The sequence below is a fragment of the Xanthomonas sp. 3075 genome (assembly GCF_014197275.1).
GTDB classification, from domain to species: domain Bacteria; phylum Pseudomonadota; class Gammaproteobacteria; order Xanthomonadales; family Xanthomonadaceae; genus Xanthomonas; species Xanthomonas campestris_B.
In genome coordinates, this window is sequence record NZ_JACIFI010000010.1 from 156,013 (window position 1) to 177,196 (window position 21,184).

A 21,184-nucleotide genomic window follows, 5' to 3' on the forward strand; every position below is an offset into this window, starting at 1 on the left:
GCAGGCGTGACGCGCTCGGCGCGCGCATCGGCACACCCTCAATACGCACTCAGGAGTTATCCCATGCCCCTCAAGCAACAACTCACCGATGACATGAAAGCGGCCATGAAGTCCGGCGACAAGCACAGCCTGGGCGTGATCCGGCTGATCAACGCCGCGATCAAGCAGAAGGAAGTGGACGAGCGCATCGAGATGGACGACGCCGCGGTGATCGCCGTGCTCGACAAGATGGTCAAGCAGCGCAAGGACTCGGTCACCCAGTTCGAAGCCGCCGCACGCGAGGACCTGGCGCAGATCGAGCGCGAGGAGATCGTGGTGATCGAGCGTTATCTGCCGGCCAAGATGGGCGAAGCCGAGATCGTCGCCGCCATCCAGGCGGCAATCGCACAAACCGGCGCCAGCGGCCCGGCCGATATCGGCAAGCTGATGGGCGCGCTCAAGCCCAAGCTGGCAGGCCAGGCAGACATGGGCCTGGTGTCGACCCTGGTCAAGCAACACCTGGCGGGCTGAGTTCCGCCACTGCCCTGCCCTGCGCCACGTGGCCAGGGCAGTGTTCGGGGGCGCCGCAAAGGCGGCCAGCGCTCTGTTGCCATCATTGCCAGAGAACATGCAGCCATCGCCCGTATCGATGCTCTCGGTGGCGTTGCAGCGCGCACCGCGTGCACGCCGATCTCACGATCGCCGCGTCGCGAGGTTTTGATCGCTCCAGGATTGCGTGCGGCAGGTGAAACGCGCCACAGCTGATCGCTGCTGTGAAGGCATCACCGGGCACGTGGCGCAGCGCGCAGACGCCGCTCCCGGTTGCCGGTTGCAACTGGTTCGCTATTTCGATCAATGCCGACGGCAGCCATTGCGTGCATCGGGACCCAGGCAATCCACGTCGGCCAACGCTGACCTGCGCGCCCGTTGCCGCAACTGCTCCAGCCCACACGCATCATCCAGCGCCCGCTTTCACCAGACCTTCGATCGCGCCCTGCTAGAACGACTGCGCCAGCGCAGGCGTGGGCGAAGCACTCCGCATACCGGCTTCGTCCAACGACACCTGCGCACAGACACGGTATGCCCAAGGATTCCCCGCCGGTGACGAAGCTCTCGACCGAACACCTGCAGAAGCACATGCGCCGCCTGCAACGCAGCCTGCCGATGGCGCTGCTGAACCGCTTTCTCGAAATCGATGTCATGACGCAGGCGGCATCGCTGTCGTTCTATGCCTTGCTCTCGCTGGCACCGTTATTGGTGCTGCTGCTGTGGCTGACCGCATCGCTGTATCCGCCGGCGCAGGAAGCGTTGGTGCACCAGATCGCGCAGCTGGCCGGCGGTAGCGCTGCCGAAGTCGCCGATACCGTGATCCGCAACGCCACCGATCAACCGGGTGTCGGTTCGCTGGCCGGACTGTGGAGCACGCTGCTGCTGTTCATCGGCGCCACAGCGGTATTCGCGCAGTTGCAGAACGCGCTGAACCTGATCTTCCGCACCGACAAGCAGCGCCTGGAAGGCGTGATGGCATGGCTGAAAAAGCGCGTGTTCTCGTTCGGCGTGATCCTGGCGCTGGGCTTTTTGCTGATCGTCTCGATGATCGCCACCACCGCGCTGCAAGTGGTGTTCGCGCGGCTGCCGTCGGTGCTGCCTGCAGTCGGCTATGTCACCACCCTGGCGCTGTATTCGCTGGCCTTCGCGTTTCTGTATCGCTACCTGCCCGATCGCACCGTGAACTGGAAGCAGGCCTTCGTGGGCGGCGTCATTACCGCATTGTTGTTCGCGCTGGGCCGCTACGGCATCGGCCTGTACATTGCCGAGGCAGCGCCTGGCAGCGCGTATGGCTCGATGGGCACGCTGGTGATCCTGCTGGTGTGGATGTACTACGCTTCGGTGGTGTTCTTCGTCGGCGCCCTGCTGACTGCGGTGATCGACGAACGCGTGCGCTCGCAGCGCAAGTTGCGCGAGGCGGGCGTGGATACGGACAACCTGCCCCCGGTTGCGGCCGAACCAGACCCCGCGCTGCAACCGCAGGAAGCACCGCCACGCAGTTGATTGCGTGCGGCGCGCCCTGCGCGACGCATCCTCACGCGGTACGTAAACGCGGCTGAGGGCCATCGCTCATTGACACCGGCGAGCGCCGGCCGCTGGGCTATCCTAGCGGGATGGCCCGCATCCCCGACGCATTCATCGACGAACTACTCGCACGCACCGACATCGTCGAGGTGGTGGGCGGCCGCGTGCCGCTCAAGCGTCAGGGCAAGGAATATTCGGCGCGCTGCCCGTTCCACGACGAGCGCTCGGCCTCGTTCACGGTGTCGCCGACCAAGCAGTTCTATCACTGCTTCGGCTGCGGCGCGCACGGCACCGCGATCAGCTTCCTGATGAACTACGACCGCCTCGAATTTCTCGATGCGGTCGATGAGCTGGCCAAGCGCGCCGGCATGGAAATCCCGCGCGAGACGCAGCAGCGCACCCCGCAGCAGCAGGACGACAGCCGCGAACTGTATTCGGCATTGGAAGCAGCCACCAAGTTCTTCCAGCGCCAGCTCGAGGGCAGCGAACGCGCCCGCGACTATCTGGACGGACGCGGCGTGGACGCCGACAACCGCGCGCGCTTCCAGATCGGCTACGCGCCCGATGGCTACAGCGCGCTGAAGGACACCCTGGGCACCGATGCGCGGCGCATGAGCGTGCTCGAACGCGCCGGGCTGTTTTCCAAGAACGATCGCGGCCACGTCTACGACAAGTTCCGCGACCGGGTGATGTTCCCGATCTTCGACCGCCGTGGTCGCGTGATCGCCTTCGGCGGACGCATCATGGGCGCGCCGGCCGATGGCCGCGACCCGGGCCCGAAGTACCTCAATTCGCCGGAAACCGCGCTATTCCACAAGGGCCGCGAGTTGTACGGCCTGTGGCAGGTACGCCAGGCCAACCAGAAGATCGAGCGGCTGATCGTGGTCGAGGGCTACATGGACGTGGTCTCGCTGTTCCAGTTCGGCGTCACCCAGGCGGTGGCCACGCTGGGCACCGCCACCACACCCGAACATGCCGAGCTGCTGTTCCGCAACGCACCGGATGTCTACTTCTGTTTCGACGGCGACAATGCCGGCCGCAAGGCCGGCTGGCGTGCGCTGGAATCGGTGTTGCCGCGCATGAAGGACGGCCGCCAGGCGTTTTTCCTGTTCCTGCCCGATGGCGAAGACCCCGACACCATCGTACGCAAGGAAGGCGCACAGGCCTTCGATCAACGCCTGAAACAGGCCACGCCGCTGTCGCAGTTCTTCTTCGACGAGATGTCGCGCGAGATCAACCTGCACACGCTCGACGGCAAGGCGCGTCTGGCCGAACGTGCCAAGCCGATGCTGGCGCAGATTCCAGAAGGCGCGTTCGGCGATCTGATGAGGCAGGAACTGTCGCGCCTGACCGGCGTGGGCGCGTCCACCTCGCCACAGGCGGCCACGCCACAAGGGCGGCCACCGGCCCGCATGGCCGCACCGGCGCAAAAACGCAGCCTGGTTCGCGCGTCCATCGCGATCCTGCTGCAACAACCATCGCTGGCGATGAGCCTGGAGGGCCAGCACAATTTCGCAGGCCTGCGCCTGCCCGGCATCGACCTGTTGATGGAACTGCTGGCATTGGTCCGGCAACGGCCGGAAATCAGCACCGGCGCGCTGCTGGAGCATTTCGCAGAGCGCGAGGAACAGGCCGCCCTGCAGAAGCTGGCCGCACACGCGCTGCCGGGCGACGAACACAGCTGGGCGATGGAGCTGCACGACGCCATGGCCCAGCTGGACCGGCAGCTGCTGCAGCAGCGCCTGGAAGAACTGCAGACCAAGCAGCGCGCGCAAGGACTCGACGAGACCGACAAATACGAACTGCGCGAACTGCTGCGCCTGCGTCCGGGCGCGCGCTGAACACCCAGCGCGCGTTGTCAGACCACCGGTTGCCGACGCAGCCGGGCAGCCTTGCGCTCATAGCTGCTGGAACAAGGTCTTGGCCATCGAGCCGAGCGCTGCGCTGACCGCTTCGATCTTGTCGGCATCGGCCAGTGCCGCCTGGCCGGCATGCGCGGTCAGCCGCTCGATCAGCGCATCGCGCGCGGGCGCGCCGTCGGCACTCTGCGTTTGCGGCGTGCCAGGCACGGGCGTGAGCCACTGGGCAATCAGCGCCTGATAGGCGGTGGTGTGCTGGTAGGCCATCTGGTCGAGAAACTGCACGACCGTGGTGGGGGTGCCGGTGAGCGTACCGGTCAGCGGCTGGTTGCCGATCTGCCGGTAGTTCACCGTGGACGCCACCGCGTTGGCGATGGCCACATCGACCAGCACATCGATTTCCTTGATCGGCGCATTCCCGTACAGCGTCTTGATCTGGCTGAGCATCGGCACGGTCCAGGCATGCGGCACGCAATCGAGCGTGTTCCACAAGTCGGCATTCCAGATCTGATACGGCGCCGCGCCTGGCGGTGGAGAGGGCAGTGTCTACGCATACAGCGCGGCGAACCCACCGTTGCCCGGCGTGGCACCAGCGGTGGGATAGCAGTGCACGGCGCTGAAATTGTCCAATTTGCCGTTGGTCTTCAACCAGGTCGCCAAGGTCGGCGACAACGCACCGCCCAGGCTGTGCCCGGCAAAGATCACCGTCGCCTTGCTGCCATCCAGCGCTTGCAGGAAATCCAGCAAGGTCGTGTTCGGCGCCAGCGCGGTGGAGGGACTGACCATATTCAGCAGATGCCACACACCGGTGGCGGCCCCCATCGAGATGACCGCCGAACCTGGCGTGACGGGTTTCTTCGCCGCCATCAGCGCCGGGCCGAGCAGCGGGGTGTAGGTCGCAAAATCCACTACCGAGGACACATCGAAGTCTTCGGTGAACCAGTCGTATAGCGACTCCGGGTTGGTGGCGCTGAGCGCGACCACATACGCCTCGCCGATGCCCGGCATGGCGTCGGTATGCGCCACGTACATGGCATTGCCGGACAGCGACGAATCGGCGGCCTGCCAGACCTGTGGCCCCCACACCAGTTGCCAATCGCCGATCCTGTCCTGGGTGTCGGCCGAGGCCAGCGTCTGCAGCAACGTGGCCTGATGGTCCGCCTGCAACGCAGGTTGGCTGCCCCTGCGATCGCCCACCCAATTGGCCAGGGCGGAAAGCGCGAAGGTCTGTTGATATGGGTCGTAGCGCATGGACGGGCTCCTTTCCTTAAGCCTTGCGTGGAAACACAATCGGACACGAACGCGGCACGCGAACACCGTTCGGACACGGAGGCGCGCGGGGTGTGCAAGCGGAATCTGGCAAAGGAGGTGCGTGCCCGAAGCGCTCGCACGGCGGAATTTCGACGCGTCGCACGAATCGATCACCGCCACGAGCGGCGCTGTCCGCACCGCTGCAGGCAGGCGTAACCGCATGCTTCTGCCGGAGCCGGTGCGAGCACGCATCGTCCCCGCCTTCGCTGCGCCAGTGACTCGCACGCTGCACACTGGCCTCTACAATGGCACTCTGCAGACGGCATTCCCCTCACATACGCACGATGATCAAACACTTGCTGGCGCGGTTACGCATCGATCCCTTCACCCTCGCGCTGCTGTGCACGGTCACGCTCGCCTCGTTCCTTCCGGTCTCGGGCAACGCCGCCGCGATCATGGACGATGTCACCGACGTGGCGATCGCCGCGCTGTTCTTCCTGCACGGCGCGCGCCTGTCGCGCGAGGCGGTCAAGGCCGGTGCGCTGCATTGGCGCCTGCATCTGCTGATCCTGATCTGCACGTTCGTGTTGTTTCCGCTGCTGGGGCTGGCGTTCAAACCGCTCGCGCATCTGGCGCTGACACCGGAACTGTATGTCGGCGTGCTGTTCCTGTGCGCACTGCCGTCCACGGTGCAATCGTCGATCGCCTTCACCTCGATGGCGCGCGGCAACGTGCCGGCTGCCGTGTGCGCAGCGTCGCTTTCCAGCCTGTTGGGCGTGTTTTTTACGCCATTGCTGATGGGCGCATTGGTCGGCAGCCAGGGCGCGATGGCACATCCGGCCGAAGCGATCGGCAAGATCCTGCTGCAGTTGCTGGTGCCGTTCCTGGCCGGCCATTTCATGCGTCCGTGGATCGGCGGCTGGGTCGAGCGGCATCGCGCCGTGCTGCGCTACACCGATCAGGGCACCATCCTGCTGGTGGTCTACACCGCCTTCAGTGCGTCGGTGATGGAGGGGCTGTGGCAGAAGACGCCGCTGCCGGCCCTGCTTGCCGTGATCGGTGCTGCAGCGCTGTTGCTGGCCATTGCGATGCTCTCGATCACCTTCCTCGCGCGGCGCCTGCACTTCAGCCGCGCCGACGAAATCACGATCGTCTTCTGCGGCTCGAAGAAGAGCCTGGCCACCGGCATACCGATGGCGAAAGTCATGTTCGCCGGCGGTGGCCTCGGCGCGATCGTGTTGCCGATCATGCTGTATCACCAGTTGCAGCTGATCGTGTGTGCGTTCGTGGCAGCGCGGTATGCGCGGACCGCAACGAGCGATCCGCACACCGATGCCGGTGGTCGTTGAACGTCCCCCGCTGCACAGTGATGGTCTGATCGATGACACCCAGCGCTGCTCGCGCTGCGTGTGCTGCAGAGGCCTGTTTGCCGCCGACGCGTCGCCTGCGAAGCGATAGCCAGGACGCTACGCCCGGGGCGACAGCAGTTCGCATTGCGTGTCGTTGCGGGTTGTAAGCACATATACAACGGTCATCACGCACTTCGACGCTGGCACCGTGCCGCTCGCTAGAGTGCTTGATCCACCTTCCTGCCGACCCCACGGGTAATTGCCATGACGCTGTCGTTCCGACGCCCTGCCCCGTCCTTGCTCGCGCTGCTGGCGGTGCTGGCCACGCTCACTGCCTGCAACAAACCCGCCACGCCGGCAGCCCCCGCACCGACCAAGACGGCGGCCACACCGGCCCCCGCGTCCAGCATCGCCTGGCGCGAGGGCGATGTCGAAGACGCCTTCGCCGAGGCCAAGGAGAGCGGCAAGCCGATCCTGCTGTACTGGGGCGCGACCTGGTGCCCGCCCTGCAATCGCCTGAAGGCCACCTTGTTCAAGGATCCGGCCTTCATCGCCCGCACGCAGCAATTCGTGGCGGTGCATCTGGATGGCGATTCAGAGGGCGCGCAAGCCTGGGGCGAGCGCTTCGGCATCAAGGGCTACCCGACCATCATCGTGCTGCGCCCGGATCGCAGCGAAATCACCCGCTTGGCCGGCGATGCCGACAACGCGCGTCTGGCCGATGTACTGCGGGTGGCGGCCAAGAGCACCAGCAGCGCCAAGCAACTGCTCGACACCGCATTGCAGACCCCGCAGCAGCTCAGTGCGGACGACTGGGCCGTGCTCGGCAACTATGCCTGGGGCACCGACGATCGGCTGGTCAAACCCGAGGAGGCCGCCGGGGTATTCACACGCCTGTCCAAATCGGCGCCACAGCCGGCCCTGCAGCGCAGTTTCGCCCTGGCAGCGATGACCGCCGCAAAGGACCCACCCGCCGCCAGCGCAGCGTCGCGCAAGCTAGTGGAAGCGGTGCTGGCCGATCCGGCAGAAGTCCGCGCCAATCTCGGCATGCTGAACTATATGCCCGCGCGGCTGGTCGCCGCTGCCAGCAGCGATGCCACCGAGCGCACCACCTTGTCCAACGCGATGAATCTGGCGCTGGACAAGGTCTACGCCGACACCACATTGCCGATCGACGACCGGCTCGGTACCGCGTATGCACGGATCCAGCTGGCACGCCTGGCGCAAGGCCAGCCCACCGAGACCGAGGCGAAAGGCCCGCAACCGCCGCTTCCCAAGACCGTGGTCGACACCGTGCACCAACGCGTGCAATGGGCGACCGACACCGCCAAGACCGATGAGGAGCGTCAATCCATCATCAGCACCGCCGCATGGTTGCTCGGTGAAGTAGGCGACAGCAGCGGCGCCGAACAGTTGCTGCTGGCCGAGTTGACGCGCAGCAAGACGCCGTACTACTACATGCCCGAACTGGCCGATCTGGCCGAAAAACGCGGCGATAAGAAGACCGCGCTGTCCTGGCTCAGGAAGGCGTACGAAAGTGCGCAAGGACCCGCCACCCGCGTGCAGTGGGGCGTGATGTATGTGGATGGCCTGATCCGGCTCAGCCCGGACGATACCGCCGGCATCGAGGCCGCCACCACGCAGGTGATCGGCGAGCTGGCCGGGCAACCCGATGGCTACCGGCAACGCACCCGGCAGCGCTTCGCCACGCTTGGTGCCACGTTGAAGACCTGGAGCAAGCAGCATCGCCAGGAAGGCAAGGCGGTGCTGACGCGCCTGCAGCAGAAGATGCAGAGCAGCTGCGGCAGCAAGAACACCAGCGAGTGCGCCAGCTGGTTGAGCTGAGCCGGCATGACGGCGCAGCCAGCGACGCAGCGAGGTTGAGCGCGCTGGCAACCCGTACTGGCGGTTGGGTCGGTCGCCGCGCAGAACCGGCGTGTACGCGTGAAATAGGCCGGTTCCAGGCACGCGCCTATCCGTCTGACGGCTAGGTCGTCGGCCTATCGCCTAGACGGCAGCGGGCGTTCGCTGCCGCTAGCGCACCCACGGCAACAACAGGTGATCCACCATCAAAAACGCGAACAGCGCCATCAGATAGACGATCGAATACCCGAACATCTTCATCGAGAACAGCTCGTCGGGCGGGTCGAGCATGCGCCAGGCGTACCAGAGGAACACCACGTTGAGCACGATCGCGCCGCCCAGGTAGAACACCCCGCTCATGCCCACCGCCACCGGCAGCAGCGTCACGATCGCCAACAGCACCGTGTAGACCAGGATCTGCTTGCGCGTATGCGGCACGCCATGGGTCACCGGCAGCATCGGGATCGCGGCCTTGGCGTAATCGGCACGGCGGAAAATCGCCAGCGCCCAGAAATGCGGCGGCGTCCAGATGAAGATGATCAGCACCAGCAGCGAGGCATTGATCCAGTCGGTGCTGGTCGGCAATCCGGTCACCGCCGCCCAGCCCAGCATCGGCGGCGTGGCGCCGGCCAACCCGCCGATCACGATGTTCTGCGAAGTCGCACGTTTCAGGTACACGGTGTAGATCACCGCATAGCCGATCATCGAGGCGAAGGTCAGCACCGCAGTGATGACGTTCACCCACAGCACCAGGATGGTCATGGAGATCACGATCAGCGCGCTAGCAAACACCAGGACCTGCCACGGACGCACCTTGCCCACCACCAGCGGCCGCCAAGAGGTCCGTGCCATCTGCGCATCGATCTTGGCATCGAGCAATTGGTTGATCGCCGCCGCCGCCGATGCCGCCAGCCAGATGCCCAGAAAGCCCAACGCACCGGTACGCACCTGCATCCAGGTCGGCATGTCGGGAATGGCCAGGAACATGCCCACCAACGCGGTGAACACGATCAGTGCCACCACCTTGGGCTTGGTCAGATCCCAGTAATCGCGTGCGCTGGCAGCCATGCTCACTCCGGCGCGCGCAGCCGCGCCAGCAGCGAGACCAGCACGAACAGCAACGCCACCGCGCCCCCGTTGTGCATGACCGACACTTCCAGCGGCAAGGCCAGCTTGACGTTGAGCATGCCCAGCGTCACCTGCACCGCCACCAGCAGTGCCAGCGCCGTTGCCCACACGCGCATGCCCGGCGAGCGCGACAAGCGCCAGGCCAGCCACCAGAGGTACAGCGCGGTCGCGATCGCCCACAGCCGGTGCGCCATCTGGATGGCGATCCGCGCTGCGCCATCGAGCACGCCGCCTTCGTAATCCACGCCGATCCCGCGCCACAGCGTGAAGCCTTCGCGGAAGTCATGCGGCGGCCACCATTGGCTGACGCAACGCGGGAAATTGTCGGCCGACCAGCTGCCGCCGCCGCACGCCAACGCCGCGTAGTTGGCACTGACCCAACCGCCCAGCGCGATCTGCAAACCCAGTACCGCCACGCCCGCGCGCAACAGCCACTTCAGACGCGATGCGTCGGCCAGCGTGATCGGCAAGTGGGTCGCCCGCCATGCCATCCACACCAGCAGCGAGAACATCAGCATGCCGCCGAGCAGATGCCCCATCACCACGATCGGCTTGAGCAGCAACGTCACCGTCCACATGCCCAGCAACGCCTGGAAGATCACCACCGCCAGCGTCAGCACTGCCGCGCGGGCCAGATCGATATTGCTCCAGCGCAGCGCTGCCAGCAGCAGGATGGCCTCGCCGGCGATCGCCACACCAGACGCCAGCGCGTGCCAGCCGGACATGTAGAGCGGAATCGACAACGCCACCAGCGCCGCAGCAGACACCACCTGCGCGATCCCAAGGCGACGACGGCGCACTGCCAGCAACGACAGCACCAGCACTTCCACGCCAAGCGCACCGGCCAGGAAGCGGTGCACCTGCTCGCGCCAGGCCTTGTGCGACTCCAGCGGCCGGATCTTGCTGGCCACATGGGTGTTGGCCTCGTCGCTGGTCTGCGGCCAGGTGACGCGGCCGTAGCAGGTTGGCCAGTCCGGGCAGCTCATGCCGGCATCGGACAGGCGCACGAACGATCCGAACAGGATCGTGCTCGCAGTGAACAACGCAGCCAGCCAGGCCATGCGATGGAAGTGGCGGAACAATGCCGGTGGCGCAAACAGATTCATCGAAACGGGCTCACATCAGTTTCAGCAGCTTGACCAGATCGGCACGCAGGCCGGCCGGGTCGAACCCCGGGGCATAACGCAGGATCACAAAGCCATTGGGGTCGATCACATACACCGGCACGCCGGCGGCATCGTTGCCACCTGGCAACGCCTGCCGCAGCCGTGCATCGTCGCGCAGCACGCGCAACGCAGGCATCGGCGGCAGGCCTGCGGGCGGGGTGCCGATCCACAGCACCTCCACCTTGTCGGCACGATGCCCGAGCAATTGCCACACCTTGTCCAGTTCCGCCGCCAACGCCACGCATTGCTGCGAGCAACCGGCTGGTGGGGCCAGCGCAATCCGCCACACCCGCTCGGCCGGCGCCCAGGCATACGGTTGTCCGTCCGCGCGCAGCGGCACCAGTGCCCGCAGGTCGGCAGGCGGGGCAAGCAGTTCGCCATGATTGCGCATCGCTGCCGGCTGCCAACCGGAGAAGCGCAGCACGCCGGCCAGCAACATCGAGCCGAAGAACAGCACCGCCAGGGCAATCAGCATCCTGCGGCCGCGTTTGACCGAATGCGGGGTGGCCGATGGGGAGGGGGTCATGCCCGCGATTTTCTCATGCCGCAAGCATCAGTGCCCGCGTCGGCGACGGCGGCGCGCACGCCATGTCAGTAGCGTCGCGGTGGCCAGCACCGCCGCAGCCAGGCCGAACCATTGCACCGCATAACCCAAGTGCCGCGCGGGTGGCAGCGTGTTCGGCAGCATCTCCAGATCGCGCGCATAGCCCACCGGTAATGCCGGATCCAGGCGCAAGACCTGCGACGAAATGTCGCGCCCGCCAAGCGCGCTGCGTAAAGCGGTCACCTCCAGGCGCGTGGCCAGCCAGGAATGTGGCGCAGTGGCCGGCGCCAGCGCCGGCCCGATCGCCAGACCCGCCGACGGCGGCGCACTCAACAGTCCCTGGACAGCCGCAGTGCCCACTAACGGCGCGATCGCCGGCAACTGGCGGTTGGCCGGCAGCGGCAGCCAGCCCAGATCGACCAGTAACGTCGCAGACGCACCTTCTACCGCCGCGAGTTGATAAACCCGCACACCGGCACGCCCGGCATGCAATTGGTTGTCCAACAGCACCTGCTGCGGCAGAAACCGCACACGCCCGCTCACCCACGCCAGCTCGTGCGGCGTGGCCAGTGCCTGCACCAGGGTCAACGGCATTTCGCGCACATGCTCCGCGCGTTCCAGCAACGCCTGTTTGCTGTGCATGCGTTGCAGCTGCCACTGCCCAAGCGCCACGAAGCCGGCGCTGACCAGTAGCGCCAGACACCATCCCAGCACGGCAGTGTGCTTGTGCATCATGACAAGCGACGCAAAAAAGCGTGCAATGCCGCTACCACGCCGACGACCAACGGGGCTGTTATGAACGATTCGCTCAAGACGCTGCTGATTGTCGCCTTCCTGATCGTGATCCTGTGGAACCTGGGCGCTGGCCTGTACTACTTGCTCACCGACCGTGGCCAGACCAAGCGTACCGTCAACGCACTCACCTGGCGTATCGGGTTATCGGTCGCACTGATCGCCGTGGTCATCATCGGGATCTACACCGGCTGGATCAAGCCACATGGGCTTGGCCGCTGACGCGGCCGGGAATGGGGAATGGGGAATCGTAGAAGCAGAAGCAGGCTCGCTTTTGCGATTCCCGATTCCCGATTCTCAAAGCACATACACGAACAGGAACAGCGCCAGCCACACCACGTCCACGAAGTGCCAGTACCAGGCAGCGGCTTCAAAGGCGAAATGGTTGTCGCGGGTAAAGTGCCCACGCGCAACACGCAGCCACATCACCGCCAGCATGATCGTGCCCAGCAGCACGTGCATGCCGTGGAAGCCGGTGAGCATGAAGAAGGTCGAGCCGTAGATGCCCGAGCCAAGGGTCAGATTGAGTTCGGTGTAGGCGTGGATGTACTCCTCGGCCTGCAGGAACAAAAACACGCAACCCAGCAACACGGTCAGGCCCAGCCACAGCAACAAGGCGCCGCGGCGCCCGCCCTTGAGCGCGTGATGGGCGATGGTCAAGGTGACGCCGGAGCTGAGCAGGATGAGCGTATTGATCAGCGGCAAGCCCCAGGCCGGGATGGTCTGGAACTGCCCACCGATCGTGCCCGGACCATTGGTCGGCCATGCGGCGGAATAGCCGTTCCACAGCAGCTCGTTGGTCATCACGCCGTCGCCTTCGCCGCCCAGCCAGGGCAGCGTCAGCACACGCGTGTAGAACAACGCGCCGAAGAAGGCGCAGAAGAACATCACCTCGGAAAAGATGAACCACACCATCCCCATCCGGAACGAGCCGTCCACCTGCCGGTTGTAATGCCCGGCATTGGATTCGCGGATGACATCGCCAAACCACATGAACAGGGTCGCCAGCAACATCGCCACGCCCGCGAAGAAGGTCCAGCGCCCCCAGCCCGCATCGTTGAGCCAACTGGCCACGCCAATCATCATCACGAACATCGCAATCGACCCGACGAAGGGCCACTTGCTGTGGCTCGGGACGAAATACGCATCGGCGTTGGGGCTGTGATCGGCCATGGCGTTGCTTCCGTGTCGTGCTGCGTGTGGATGAAGGGTTACGGCGCCGCGCGCGGTGCGCTGGATGCGCCCCCGCCTTGCAACTCCGAGGTCAAGGTGTCGTTGCGATAGAACGTGTAGGACAAGGTGATCGTGGTGACTTCGGGCGGCAGCGCGGGGTCGACGATAAACCGTAGCGGCATGTCGCGCGTCTCGCCGGCCTGCAAGGTTTGCGCGGTGAAACAGAAACATTCGGTCTTGTTGAAATAACCCGACGCACGCGCGGGTGCGACCGATGGCACCGCGCTGCCGACCACCGCACGCGCACTATCGTTGCGTGCGAAATACAGCGCCTCGTTGAGTTCGCCCGGCACCACATCCATCGTCATCTGCTCGGGATGGAAGGTCCACGGCAGTTTGGAGTTGACGCCTGCATCGAACTCCACCCGCACGGTCCGCTTGCCGGAAGGCGTCAGCGCACCCGCACTTGCCCCCGTACTGCCGGGAACACGCTCCATCCGAATGCCGAACACCTTTTCGCAGGCGATGCGGTAGAGCGGCACCAGCGAAAAGGTCAGCACGAACACGCCCAACACCACGCCCAGCAGTTTGAACAGGCCGGCGGTCGGTGCAGGTGCGGGTGCGCGCGTATTCACCGCCCGATAACTCCGGATGCAATGAAGCCGGCGTAGATCAGCAACGCGACGATGCCGACCGTGATCGCCGTGCGGCGCACCGCGCGGCGTTGTTGCGCCTGCCGTTCGGCAGCGGACAGCAAACGTGTCACGGCAGGCGCGGATGCGGACTCAGTGACCGATGTCTTCATGCGCAAGATCTCCAGGCTTGATCACCGGTGGCACGGTGAAGGTATGCGCCGGCGCAGGCGACGGGACTGTCCATTCCAGTCCCTTGGCGCCTTCCCACGCGCGCGCGTCGGCTTTTGCGCCATGACGCAGCGAGGCGAGCAGAATCCCGGCCATCAGGAACGGAGTGGCGAACATGCCGAACGCACCGATCGAGCTGATCAGATTCCAGTCGGCAAACACCACGTTGTAATCGGGAATACGCCGCGGCATTCCGGCCAGGCCAAGGAAATGCTGTGGAAAGAACAACAGATTGACGAAGATCATCGTCCACCAGAAGTGGAACTTGGCCCAGGCCTCGTTGTACATCCGCCCGGTCCACTTCGGCCACCAGTAATACACCGCCGCAATCAGCGCGAATACCGCGCCGGTGACCAACACATAATGGAAGTGCGCGACAACAAAGTACGTGTCGTGATACTGGAAATCCGCCGGTACGATCGCCAGCATCAGGCCCGAAAAACCGCCGATGCTGAAAAGAATCACGAATGCCACCGCCCACAGCATCGGCGACTCGAAGGTCAGCGAACCCTTCCACATCGTGCTGACCCAGTTGAACACCTTTACCCCGGTCGGGATGGAGATCAGCATCGTGGCGAACATGAAGTAGATTTCGCCACCGAGCGGCATGCCCACGGTGAACATGTGGTGCGCCCACACGATGAAGCTCAGGAACGCGATCGCTGCGATTGCATAGACCATCGCCTGATACCCGAACAACGGCTTGCGGCTGAAGGTCGGAATGATTTCGCTGACCACGCCGAACGCCGGCAGGATCATGATGTAGACCTCCGGGTGCCCGAAGAACCAGAAGATGTGCTGGTACATCACCGGGTCACCGCCACCGGCCGCGTTGAAAAAGCTGGTGCCGAAGAATTTGTCGGTCAACAACATGGTCACCGCGCCGGCCAGCACCGGCATCACCGCGATCAACAGGAACGCGGTGATCAACCAGGCCCAGCAGAAGATCGGCATCTTCAACAGGTCGATACCGGGCGCGCGCATGTTGAGCACGGTGGCGATGATGTTGATCGCGCCCATGATCGAACTGACGCCGGCAACGTGGATTGCGAATACGCTGAACGCCACGTTGTAGCCGCCCTGCAGCGACAGCGGCGGATACAGCGTCCAGCCACCGGCCGGCGCGCCACCGGGCAGGAACAACGTCAGCAGCAACAGCGTGAACGCCACCGGCAGCAACCAGAACGACCAATTGTTCATGCGCGGCAACGCCATGTCCGGCGCGCCGATCTGCAGCGGAATCATCCAGTTGGCCAGCCCGACGAAGGCCGGCATCACGCCACCGAAGATCATCACCAGTGCATGCACGGTGGTCATCTGGTTGAAGAATTCCGGTTTGACGAACTGCAAGCCGGGCTGCATCAACTCCGCGCGAATCACCACGCTCATCGCCGCGCCGATGATGAACATCACGAAGGAAAACAGCAGATACAGCGTGCCGATATCCTTGTGGTTGGTCGAAAAAAACCAGCGCTCGACGAAACCGGGCTGGTGGTGTCCGTGGTGATCGACTGCGGTATGCGCCATGACGGAACGACCTCTGCGAAGCGGTGCGGTTGCGAGCGGTTAAAGAGCGGCGGTCGGTGCGGCTGGAGCAGGCGCGGCTGGAGCGGCTTCTCCGGCAGGCGCGGCTGCAGGTGTGGGCACCGGTGCCGAGGTGCCTGTGGGTGCCGCCGCAGGTGCGGCGCTGGCGGTGCGACGCGCCGCCAGCCAGCGCTGGAATTCGGCCTTGGGCAACGCCTCCACCACGATCGGCATGAAGCCATGATCCTTGCCGCACAACTCGGCGCACTGCCCGCGATACACGCCAGGCTGCTCGATATTGGTCCAGGCCTCGTTGACGATGCCGGGGATCGCGTCCTGCTTCCACCCAAGCGCCGGCACCCACCACGCATGGATCACGTCATCGGCGGTAATCACGAAACGGATCTTGGTGCCGACTGGCAGCACCAGGCGGTTGTCCACATCCAACAGGTAATGCGGTTGCGATGCGGCGGTCGGACGCTCGCCGCTCTGCCGGATGCGATCGGACTCGCGCGCCAGACGGCTGGTGAATTCCACGCCCTGGCCCAGATATTCGTATTTCCACATCCACTGGTAGCCGGTCACCTTGACGGTCATTTCCGACTCGCGGGTGTCGTACATCGCAATCAGCTTGGCCGTTGCCGGCCAGGCCATCGCAATCAGCACCAGCACCGGAATCACCGTCCACAGCACTTCGGCCGTGGTGTTATGGCTGAATTGCGCCGCCACCGCGCCCTTGGACTTGCGGAACTTGAAGATCGCATAGCCCATCGCACCGAACACCAGCGCGCCGATCACCACGCAGACCCACAGCGCCACCATGTGCGCCTCGTAGGCCATGCGCGCGGTCTGGGTGACGCCGCGGCCCATGTTGAGCTGCCATTCCTTGGGGTCGGCCGATTGCGCCCAGACAGGTGATGCGCTCAGCAGCGCCGTCATTGCCAGGCTTACTTTCGTGTAGATCGACTTCCAGCTGCTGCGTTGCGTCATTGCCTAGACCCTTACGTCATCGGTGACGGCCATTGGCGGCCGCGAGCAAGCGTTTCAGCGTAGTTGCCAGTTCCACACGTTCGGCCGGCCCGAGAAAATGTCCAATCTCGATCTGCTTGCCGCTGCTTACCAGCAACACCCTGTCGTCGCGTTCCATGCATAACCGCACCCAGTGCGGATGTGCCTGAAACGCTGGTGGCGCATACCCGGATGGAAACACCTCGACAACGGCTTCCCCCACCCTGATCGCTTCTACGCGCTCGCCGCTTCGCCACAACTGCCGCAGCGCCAGCGCCACCACACCACTGTGCAACAAGGCGAAGACCGGCGCGAATGCATTGCCGGTCCACCACCCCAGGCCCGCAAATACCCACATCGTTCCCGCCAACACTGCGAACAACAGCACAAATTGCCTGGCCGACAGTGCCCGCGGAGGCCGCAACCGCAATTGCGTCCCAACCCCTTCGGACATCAACGGCAGCACTTCGATCATTGGCAACACGCAGCGCACTGCGGGAATAGCCCGATGGTAGACCCGCGCGAACGCATGCGGCAAGCGTTTCCGGTAATCGCGCAATTGCTGCAGTGCAGCTAAAAACATGCGTAAATCAATCACTTTGCCTCCCATCTCGTTGTGCCCACCAGCGATCGAGTCCGCTTGCAGGGGTCATGGCGACATGCATAAAACGGCGGGAAAGCTGCCGCTTCCACACAAGTGCGCAAGCGCTACGGCTCTCTAGAATGAGCAAGGATTCCCAGGCATCTTTCGCATGAACGCTCAGCTCGACCCGCTTGCCTCCCCCTCAGTCGCGCGCCCGCTGTTGGCGCCCGAACTGCCCGCCGCGCCCGGTGCATTACGTGCGGCCATCACGGCGGCCTGGCTCAAGGACGAGACCGAGCACGTGCGCGAATTGCTCGACCAGGCACGCCTGCCGGCTGCCGAACAGGCCAAGGTGCAGGCCATTGCGGCCGACCTGGTGACGCGCGTGCGTGCGCGTGCACAGGACCAGGGCGCGATCGAAGCCTTCATGCGCCAGTACGACCTTGGCAGCGAAGAAGGCGTGCTGCTGATGTGCGTGGCCGAAGCGCTGTTGCGCATTCCCGACCAGGACACCGCAGACAAGCTGATCCGCGACAAGCTCGGCGATGCGGACTGGAAGAAACACGTCGGCGGCAGCGATTCGGTGCTGGTCAACGCATCGACCTGGGGCCTGATGCTCACCGGCAAGCTGGTGCAACTCAACGACCTCACCCGCGCCGACGTGCCGGGCGCGTTCAAACGCCTGATCGGTCGCGTCGGCGAGCCGGTGATTCGTCTGGCCGTTCGCCAGGCAATGAAGATCATGGGCCATCAGTTCGTGATGGGCCGCACCATCGGCGAGGCATTGTCGCGCTCGCGCAAGGGCGACAACGCCGACTACCGCTATTCGTTCGACATGCTCGGCGAAGGCGCCTTGACCATGAAGGATGCGCAGCGTTATCTGCAGGCCTATCGCGATGCCATCCACGCCATCGGCCGTAGCGGCCGTTTCGTCGGCACCGATGTGTTCGCCGCGCCCAGCATTTCGATCAAACTCTCCGCGTTGTATCCGCGCTACGAACACGCCAAGCGCGCACGCGTGATGGCCGAGCTGGTGCCTGGCGTACTGGAACTGGCGCAGCTGGCCAAGTCGTACGGCATTGGCTACACCGTCGATGCCGAAGAGGCCGACCGGTTGGAACTGTCGCTGGACATCATCGAAGCCACCCTCTCCGACCCATCGCTGGATGGATGGGAAGGCTACGGCCTTGCCGTGCAGGCGTATCAAAAGCGCACGCCTTATACGATCGATTTTCTCGCCGATCTGGCTCGCCGTGTCGGGCGCCGCATTCCGGTGCGCCTGGTCAAGGGCGCGTACTGGGATGCGGAGATCAAGCGTGCACAGATCGAAGGCCACCCCGGCTATCCGGTATTTACCCGCAAGCAGAATACCGACGTGTCGTATCTGGCCTGCGCCCGCCGCATGTTTGCGCACAGCGATGCGCTGTATCCGATGTTCGCCACGCATAACGCGCAGACCATCGCGGCAGTCCGCGCCATCTCCGCCGGCAAGGTCTACGAGCATCAGAAACTGCACGGCATGGGCGATGACCTGTATGCCGAAGTGATTCCGGCCGATCGTCTCGGCTTGCCGTGCCGCGTCTATGCACCGGTCGGCTCGCACGAGGATCTGCTGCCGTATCTGGTGCGTCGCCTGCTCGAGAACGGCGCCAATTCCAGCTTCGTCAATCGCATCACCGACGAGGACGTCGCCATCGAGGACCTGATCCGCGATCCGGTCGAAGCCGTGGCGTCGTTCACCTCCATTCCGCATCCCAAGATTCCGCTGCCGACCGACCTGTTGCGCAGCCAGAACCAGCACAGGAAAAACTCCATGGGCGCCAATCTCGCCAACGACAACGATCTGCGGCAACTGGCCGAGCAACTCAACGCCGCGGTCAAGCCGTGGAAGGCCGCCCCATTGGTGCCTGGCGCGGTCATCAGCACACCGAGCCAGCCAGTCCTCAACCCCGCCGATCGACGCGAAACCGTCGGGCACTGGCAGGCAGCCGATACTGCCACGGTGCAGAAATCGCTGGCCTCCGCTGCCGCTGCGCAGCCGGCCTGGAACCGCACGCCTGCCGCCAGCCGCGCCACCATTCTGGAGCACGCAGCCGACCTGCTCGAAGCACGCATGCCCGAATTCATGGCGATCTGCGTCAAGGAAGCCGGCAAGACCCTGCCCGACGCCGTCGCCGAAGTGCGCGAAGCCGTCGATTTCCTGCGCTACTACGCCGGCCAGGCACGCGCCCAGTTCGGCGCGCCCGAACGCCTGCCCGGCCCGACCGGCGAATCCAACGAACTGCAGCTGCATGGCCGTGGCGTGTTCGTCTGTATCAGTCCCTGGAACTTCCCACTCGCCATTTTCCTCGGCCAGGTCGCCGCCGCATTGGCCGCTGGCAACAGCGTCATTGCCAAACCCGCCGAGCAGACCAACCTGATCGGCTACGCAGCCGTGAAGCTGCTGCACGAAGCAGGTATCCCCGAAGCCGCCGTGCAGTTCCTGCCAGGCGACGGCGCAACCGTGGGCGCCGCGCTGACCAACGACCCGCGCGTAGCAGGCGTTGCGTTCACCGGCTCCACCGACACCGCCCGCATCATCAACCGTACCCTGGCCTCGCGTGATGCCGCCATCGGCGTGCTGATTGCCGAGACCGGTGGGCAGAATGCCTTCATTGCCGACTCTTCATCGTTGCCAGAAGCCGTGGTCAAGGATGCGATCTCCAGCGCCTTCATGTCCGCCGGCCAACGTTGCTCGGCTGCGCGCGTGCTGTTCGTGCAGGACGATATCGCCGACAAGGTCATGGCCATGCTGGCCGGTGCCATGGGCGAGCTCAAGATCGGCGATCCTTCGCTCCTGTCCACCGACGTTGGTCCCGTCATCGACGCCGATGCGCTCAAGATCCTCGACGATCACGCAATCCGGATGGATCGCGAAGCTCGCCTGATCGGCACCACCACACTGGATGCAGCCACTGCGCAGGGCAGCTTCTTTGCCCCACGCGCGTATGAGCTGACGTCGCTGGCGCAGCTGCAGCGTGAGATCTTCGGACCGGTCCTGCACGTGATTCGCTGGAAAGCCGATCAACTCGATGCCGTCATCGATCAGATCAACGCAACTGGCTATGGTCTGACCCTGGGCGTGCATTCGCGTATCGACGAAACCATCGAACGCATCACCTCACGCGTTGCAGTCGGCAATGTCTACGTCAATCGCAATCAGATCGGCGCCGTCGTCGGCGTACAGCCGTTTGGCGGCCAGGGATTGTCCGGCACCGGCCCGAAGGCCGGCGGCCCACACTACTTGCTGCGCTTTGCCACCGAGAAGGTGGTCACCGTCAACACCACCGCCGCAGGTGGCAACGCCTCACTCCTGACACTGGGCGACTGATACTCGCAGCAATGCGGTGTCATAGTTCCTCCAGCAATCGAACAAACAAACAACCCCGCACAAGCGGGGGTTTTTGTTGAACTTGCGTGTCGCCAAGACCGGTGCGAACGCGATAAATCATACGGGCCGGCGCTAGTGCCTCGAAGATATTGACAGCGACCAAGTCCAGCGAAGAACAGATCAGATCCCTATCAGCATCTTCTCAGAGTGCGACCAAGCTCCATTCGTCATTGCTTGAACCCGGATGCGGCCCTGCATGCTCGATCCACGCCCGAGAACCGTCGTCATCATGGACAGCTGGCCACAGCAACGAAGCCGGTAACTAGCATCGGCCAGTGACGATTGGAGCAAACCGTTACATCAAGCAGTTAGACAAAAACCACAGCACAAACAGGCTTCATTGCGCCTGGGTCGCCGACGTTTCACGGGACCGCAGAGAGTGTTGATCGACGCCAGTTTTAGAGGGTTGCGCTAACAGAACGTGGCGGATACATGCTTGCCACCTCAAGCCAGTTCGCCTCACATCTCCACATGATCGTGTGCGCGGGGGAGCGTATCGCCGGGCAGCACGCGCAGGCTGCCGGACATGCCCAGATGCAGCAGCGCACTGCCACCAGCATCGGTATCGATCAGCAGGTACTTGGCGCGTCGACGGACCT

At 64.4% G+C, this 21,184-nt stretch carries 19 protein-coding genes and 1 pseudogene; 7 read left to right on the plus strand and 13 right to left on the minus strand.

Annotated features, from left to right (window positions below):
• Window positions 1-63 precede the first annotated feature (63 nt).
• The 3 genes from GGR62_RS11560 to dnaG all read left to right on the plus strand — a co-directional run bounded on the left by GGR62_RS11560 (window position 64) and on the right by dnaG (window position 3,893).
• Window positions 64-510: a GatB/YqeY domain-containing protein gene (locus GGR62_RS11560; protein WP_184408039.1), complete on the plus strand. Its 447-nt coding sequence runs from the start codon at window positions 64-66 to the stop codon at window positions 508-510.
• A 570-nt stretch (window positions 511-1,080) separates the two neighbouring features.
• A complete protein-coding gene (locus tag GGR62_RS11565) occupies window positions 1,081-2,031 on the plus strand; it encodes a YihY/virulence factor BrkB family protein (RefSeq protein WP_326520254.1) in 951 nt (316 codons plus the stop codon).
• Window positions 2,032-2,141: 110 nt separating this feature from the next.
• On the plus strand, window positions 2,142-3,893 hold the full coding sequence (gene dnaG, locus GGR62_RS11570; protein WP_184408041.1) for a DNA primase: 1,752 nt from the start codon (window positions 2,142-2,144) through the stop codon (window positions 3,891-3,893).
• Window positions 3,894-3,950: 57 nt separating this feature from the next.
• Here the strand turns inward: dnaG and GGR62_RS21205 are convergent, their stop codons facing one another.
• The gene (locus GGR62_RS21205; protein WP_260305846.1) at window positions 3,951-4,403 is read right to left on the minus strand and encodes a hypothetical protein; all 453 of its coding nucleotides are present in this window, start codon (window positions 4,401-4,403) and stop codon (window positions 3,951-3,953) included.
• Window positions 4,404-4,457: 54 nt separating this feature from the next.
• Complete coding sequence (locus GGR62_RS21210) at window positions 4,458-5,162, minus strand: hypothetical protein (protein ID WP_260305847.1); 705 nt, start codon at window positions 5,160-5,162, stop codon at window positions 4,458-4,460.
• Between the two features lie 344 nt (window positions 5,163-5,506).
• On the opposite strand from GGR62_RS21210, the gene GGR62_RS11580 reads away from it, so the two are divergent.
• Complete coding sequence (locus tag GGR62_RS11580; protein ID WP_184408042.1) at window positions 5,507-6,511, plus strand: bile acid:sodium symporter family protein; 1,005 nt, start codon at window positions 5,507-5,509, stop codon at window positions 6,509-6,511.
• A 264-nt stretch (window positions 6,512-6,775) separates the two neighbouring features.
• Window positions 6,776-8,356, plus strand: a complete 1,581-nt coding sequence (locus GGR62_RS11585; protein ID WP_184408043.1) for a thioredoxin family protein — start codon at window positions 6,776-6,778, stop codon at window positions 8,354-8,356.
• 189 nt (window positions 8,357-8,545) lie between these two features.
• On the opposite strand, the gene cyoE is transcribed toward GGR62_RS11585, so the two are convergent.
• From cyoE to GGR62_RS11605, 4 genes are read right to left on the minus strand one after another with little or no spacing between them, the layout of a single operon-like run.
• Complete coding sequence (cyoE, locus tag GGR62_RS11590; RefSeq protein WP_184408044.1) at window positions 8,546-9,442, minus strand: heme o synthase; 897 nt, start codon at window positions 9,440-9,442, stop codon at window positions 8,546-8,548.
• Window positions 9,443-9,444: 2 nt separating this feature from the next.
• On the minus strand, window positions 9,445-10,608 hold the full coding sequence (locus tag GGR62_RS11595) for a COX15/CtaA family protein (protein ID WP_184408045.1): 1,164 nt from the start codon (window positions 10,606-10,608) through the stop codon (window positions 9,445-9,447).
• 10 nt (window positions 10,609-10,618) lie between these two features.
• A complete protein-coding gene (locus GGR62_RS11600; RefSeq protein ID WP_184408046.1) occupies window positions 10,619-11,194 on the minus strand; it encodes a hypothetical protein in 576 nt (191 codons plus the stop codon).
• A 27-nt stretch (window positions 11,195-11,221) separates the two neighbouring features.
• Window positions 11,222-11,947 (minus strand): SURF1 family protein, encoded by a 726-nt coding sequence (locus GGR62_RS11605; RefSeq protein ID WP_184408047.1) that lies wholly within the window; start codon window positions 11,945-11,947, stop codon window positions 11,222-11,224.
• 60 nt (window positions 11,948-12,007) lie between these two features.
• On the opposite strand from GGR62_RS11605, the gene GGR62_RS11610 reads away from it, so the two are divergent.
• Window positions 12,008-12,226, plus strand: a complete 219-nt coding sequence (locus tag GGR62_RS11610) for a twin transmembrane helix small protein (protein ID WP_184408048.1) — start codon at window positions 12,008-12,010, stop codon at window positions 12,224-12,226.
• A 75-nt stretch (window positions 12,227-12,301) separates the two neighbouring features.
• Here GGR62_RS11610 and GGR62_RS11615 read toward each other — a convergent pair whose 3' ends face one another.
• The 6 genes from GGR62_RS11615 to GGR62_RS11635 are packed head-to-tail and all read right to left on the minus strand — an operon-like array spanning window position 12,302 to window position 17,047.
• Window positions 12,302-13,177, minus strand: a complete 876-nt coding sequence (locus GGR62_RS11615) for a cytochrome c oxidase subunit 3 (protein ID WP_184408049.1) — start codon at window positions 13,175-13,177, stop codon at window positions 12,302-12,304.
• A 38-nt stretch (window positions 13,178-13,215) separates the two neighbouring features.
• Window positions 13,216-13,812 carry a cytochrome c oxidase assembly protein gene (locus GGR62_RS11620; RefSeq protein ID WP_184408050.1) on the minus strand — a complete coding sequence of 199 codons (597 nt, stop codon included), beginning with the start codon at window positions 13,810-13,812 and terminating at the stop codon, window positions 13,216-13,218.
• The gene (locus GGR62_RS21215; protein ID WP_260287821.1) at window positions 13,809-13,943 is read right to left on the minus strand and encodes a hypothetical protein; all 135 of its coding nucleotides are present in this window, start codon (window positions 13,941-13,943) and stop codon (window positions 13,809-13,811) included. The genes GGR62_RS11620 and GGR62_RS21215 overlap by 4 nt, the downstream gene beginning before the upstream one ends.
• Before the next feature lie 19 nt (window positions 13,944-13,962).
• On the minus strand, window positions 13,963-15,567 hold the full coding sequence (ctaD, locus tag GGR62_RS11625) for a cytochrome c oxidase subunit I (protein ID WP_184408051.1): 1,605 nt from the start codon (window positions 15,565-15,567) through the stop codon (window positions 13,963-13,965).
• 39 nt (window positions 15,568-15,606) lie between these two features.
• The gene (gene coxB / locus GGR62_RS11630) at window positions 15,607-16,554 is read right to left on the minus strand and encodes a cytochrome c oxidase subunit II (protein ID WP_184408052.1); all 948 of its coding nucleotides are present in this window, start codon (window positions 16,552-16,554) and stop codon (window positions 15,607-15,609) included.
• Between the two features lie 16 nt (window positions 16,555-16,570).
• A complete protein-coding gene (locus GGR62_RS11635) occupies window positions 16,571-17,047 on the minus strand; it encodes a DUF2244 domain-containing protein (RefSeq protein ID WP_184408062.1) in 477 nt (158 codons plus the stop codon).
• 277 nt (window positions 17,048-17,324) lie between these two features.
• On the opposite strand from GGR62_RS11635, the gene putA reads away from it, so the two are divergent.
• Complete coding sequence (gene putA, locus GGR62_RS11640; RefSeq protein WP_184408053.1) at window positions 17,325-20,525, plus strand: bifunctional proline dehydrogenase/L-glutamate gamma-semialdehyde dehydrogenase PutA; 3,201 nt, start codon at window positions 17,325-17,327, stop codon at window positions 20,523-20,525.
• Window positions 20,526-21,047: 522 nt separating this feature from the next.
• Here the strand turns inward: putA and GGR62_RS11645 are convergent.
• Window positions 21,048-21,184: pseudogene (locus GGR62_RS11645) on the minus strand (DNA-formamidopyrimidine glycosylase family protein); the annotation flags it as partial.

Excerpts from the sequence above, each read along its gene's own strand:
- GGR62_RS11560 (WP_184408039.1), top strand. The coding sequence starts at position 64 with ATGCCCCTCAAGCAACAACTCACCGATGACATGAAAGCGGCCATGAAG.
- dnaG (WP_184408041.1), top strand. The coding sequence starts at position 2,142 with ATGGCCCGCATCCCCGACGCATTCATCGACGAACTACTCGCACGCACC.
- GGR62_RS21210 (WP_260305847.1), bottom strand. The coding sequence starts at position 5,162 with ATGCGCTACGACCCATATCAACAGACCTTCGCGCTTTCCGCCCTGGCC.
- GGR62_RS11580 (WP_184408042.1), top strand. The coding sequence starts at position 5,507 with ATGATCAAACACTTGCTGGCGCGGTTACGCATCGATCCCTTCACCCTC.
- GGR62_RS11585 (WP_184408043.1), top strand. The coding sequence starts at position 6,776 with ATGACGCTGTCGTTCCGACGCCCTGCCCCGTCCTTGCTCGCGCTGCTG.
- cyoE (WP_184408044.1), bottom strand. The coding sequence starts at position 9,442 with ATGGCTGCCAGCGCACGCGATTACTGGGATCTGACCAAGCCCAAGGTG.
- GGR62_RS11595 (WP_184408045.1), bottom strand. The coding sequence starts at position 10,608 with ATGAATCTGTTTGCGCCACCGGCATTGTTCCGCCACTTCCATCGCATG.
- GGR62_RS11600 (WP_184408046.1), bottom strand. The coding sequence starts at position 11,194 with ATGACCCCCTCCCCATCGGCCACCCCGCATTCGGTCAAACGCGGCCGC.
- GGR62_RS11605 (WP_184408047.1), bottom strand. The coding sequence starts at position 11,947 with ATGATGCACAAGCACACTGCCGTGCTGGGATGGTGTCTGGCGCTACTG.
- GGR62_RS11610 (WP_184408048.1), top strand. The coding sequence starts at position 12,008 with ATGAACGATTCGCTCAAGACGCTGCTGATTGTCGCCTTCCTGATCGTG.
- GGR62_RS11615 (WP_184408049.1), bottom strand. The coding sequence starts at position 13,177 with ATGGCCGATCACAGCCCCAACGCCGATGCGTATTTCGTCCCGAGCCAC.
- ctaD (WP_184408051.1), bottom strand. The coding sequence starts at position 15,567 with ATGGCGCATACCGCAGTCGATCACCACGGACACCACCAGCCCGGTTTC.
- coxB (WP_184408052.1), bottom strand. The coding sequence starts at position 16,554 with ATGACGCAACGCAGCAGCTGGAAGTCGATCTACACGAAAGTAAGCCTG.
- GGR62_RS11635 (WP_184408062.1), bottom strand. The coding sequence starts at position 17,047 with ATGATCGAAGTGCTGCCGTTGATGTCCGAAGGGGTTGGGACGCAATTG.
- putA (WP_184408053.1), top strand. The coding sequence starts at position 17,325 with ATGAACGCTCAGCTCGACCCGCTTGCCTCCCCCTCAGTCGCGCGCCCG.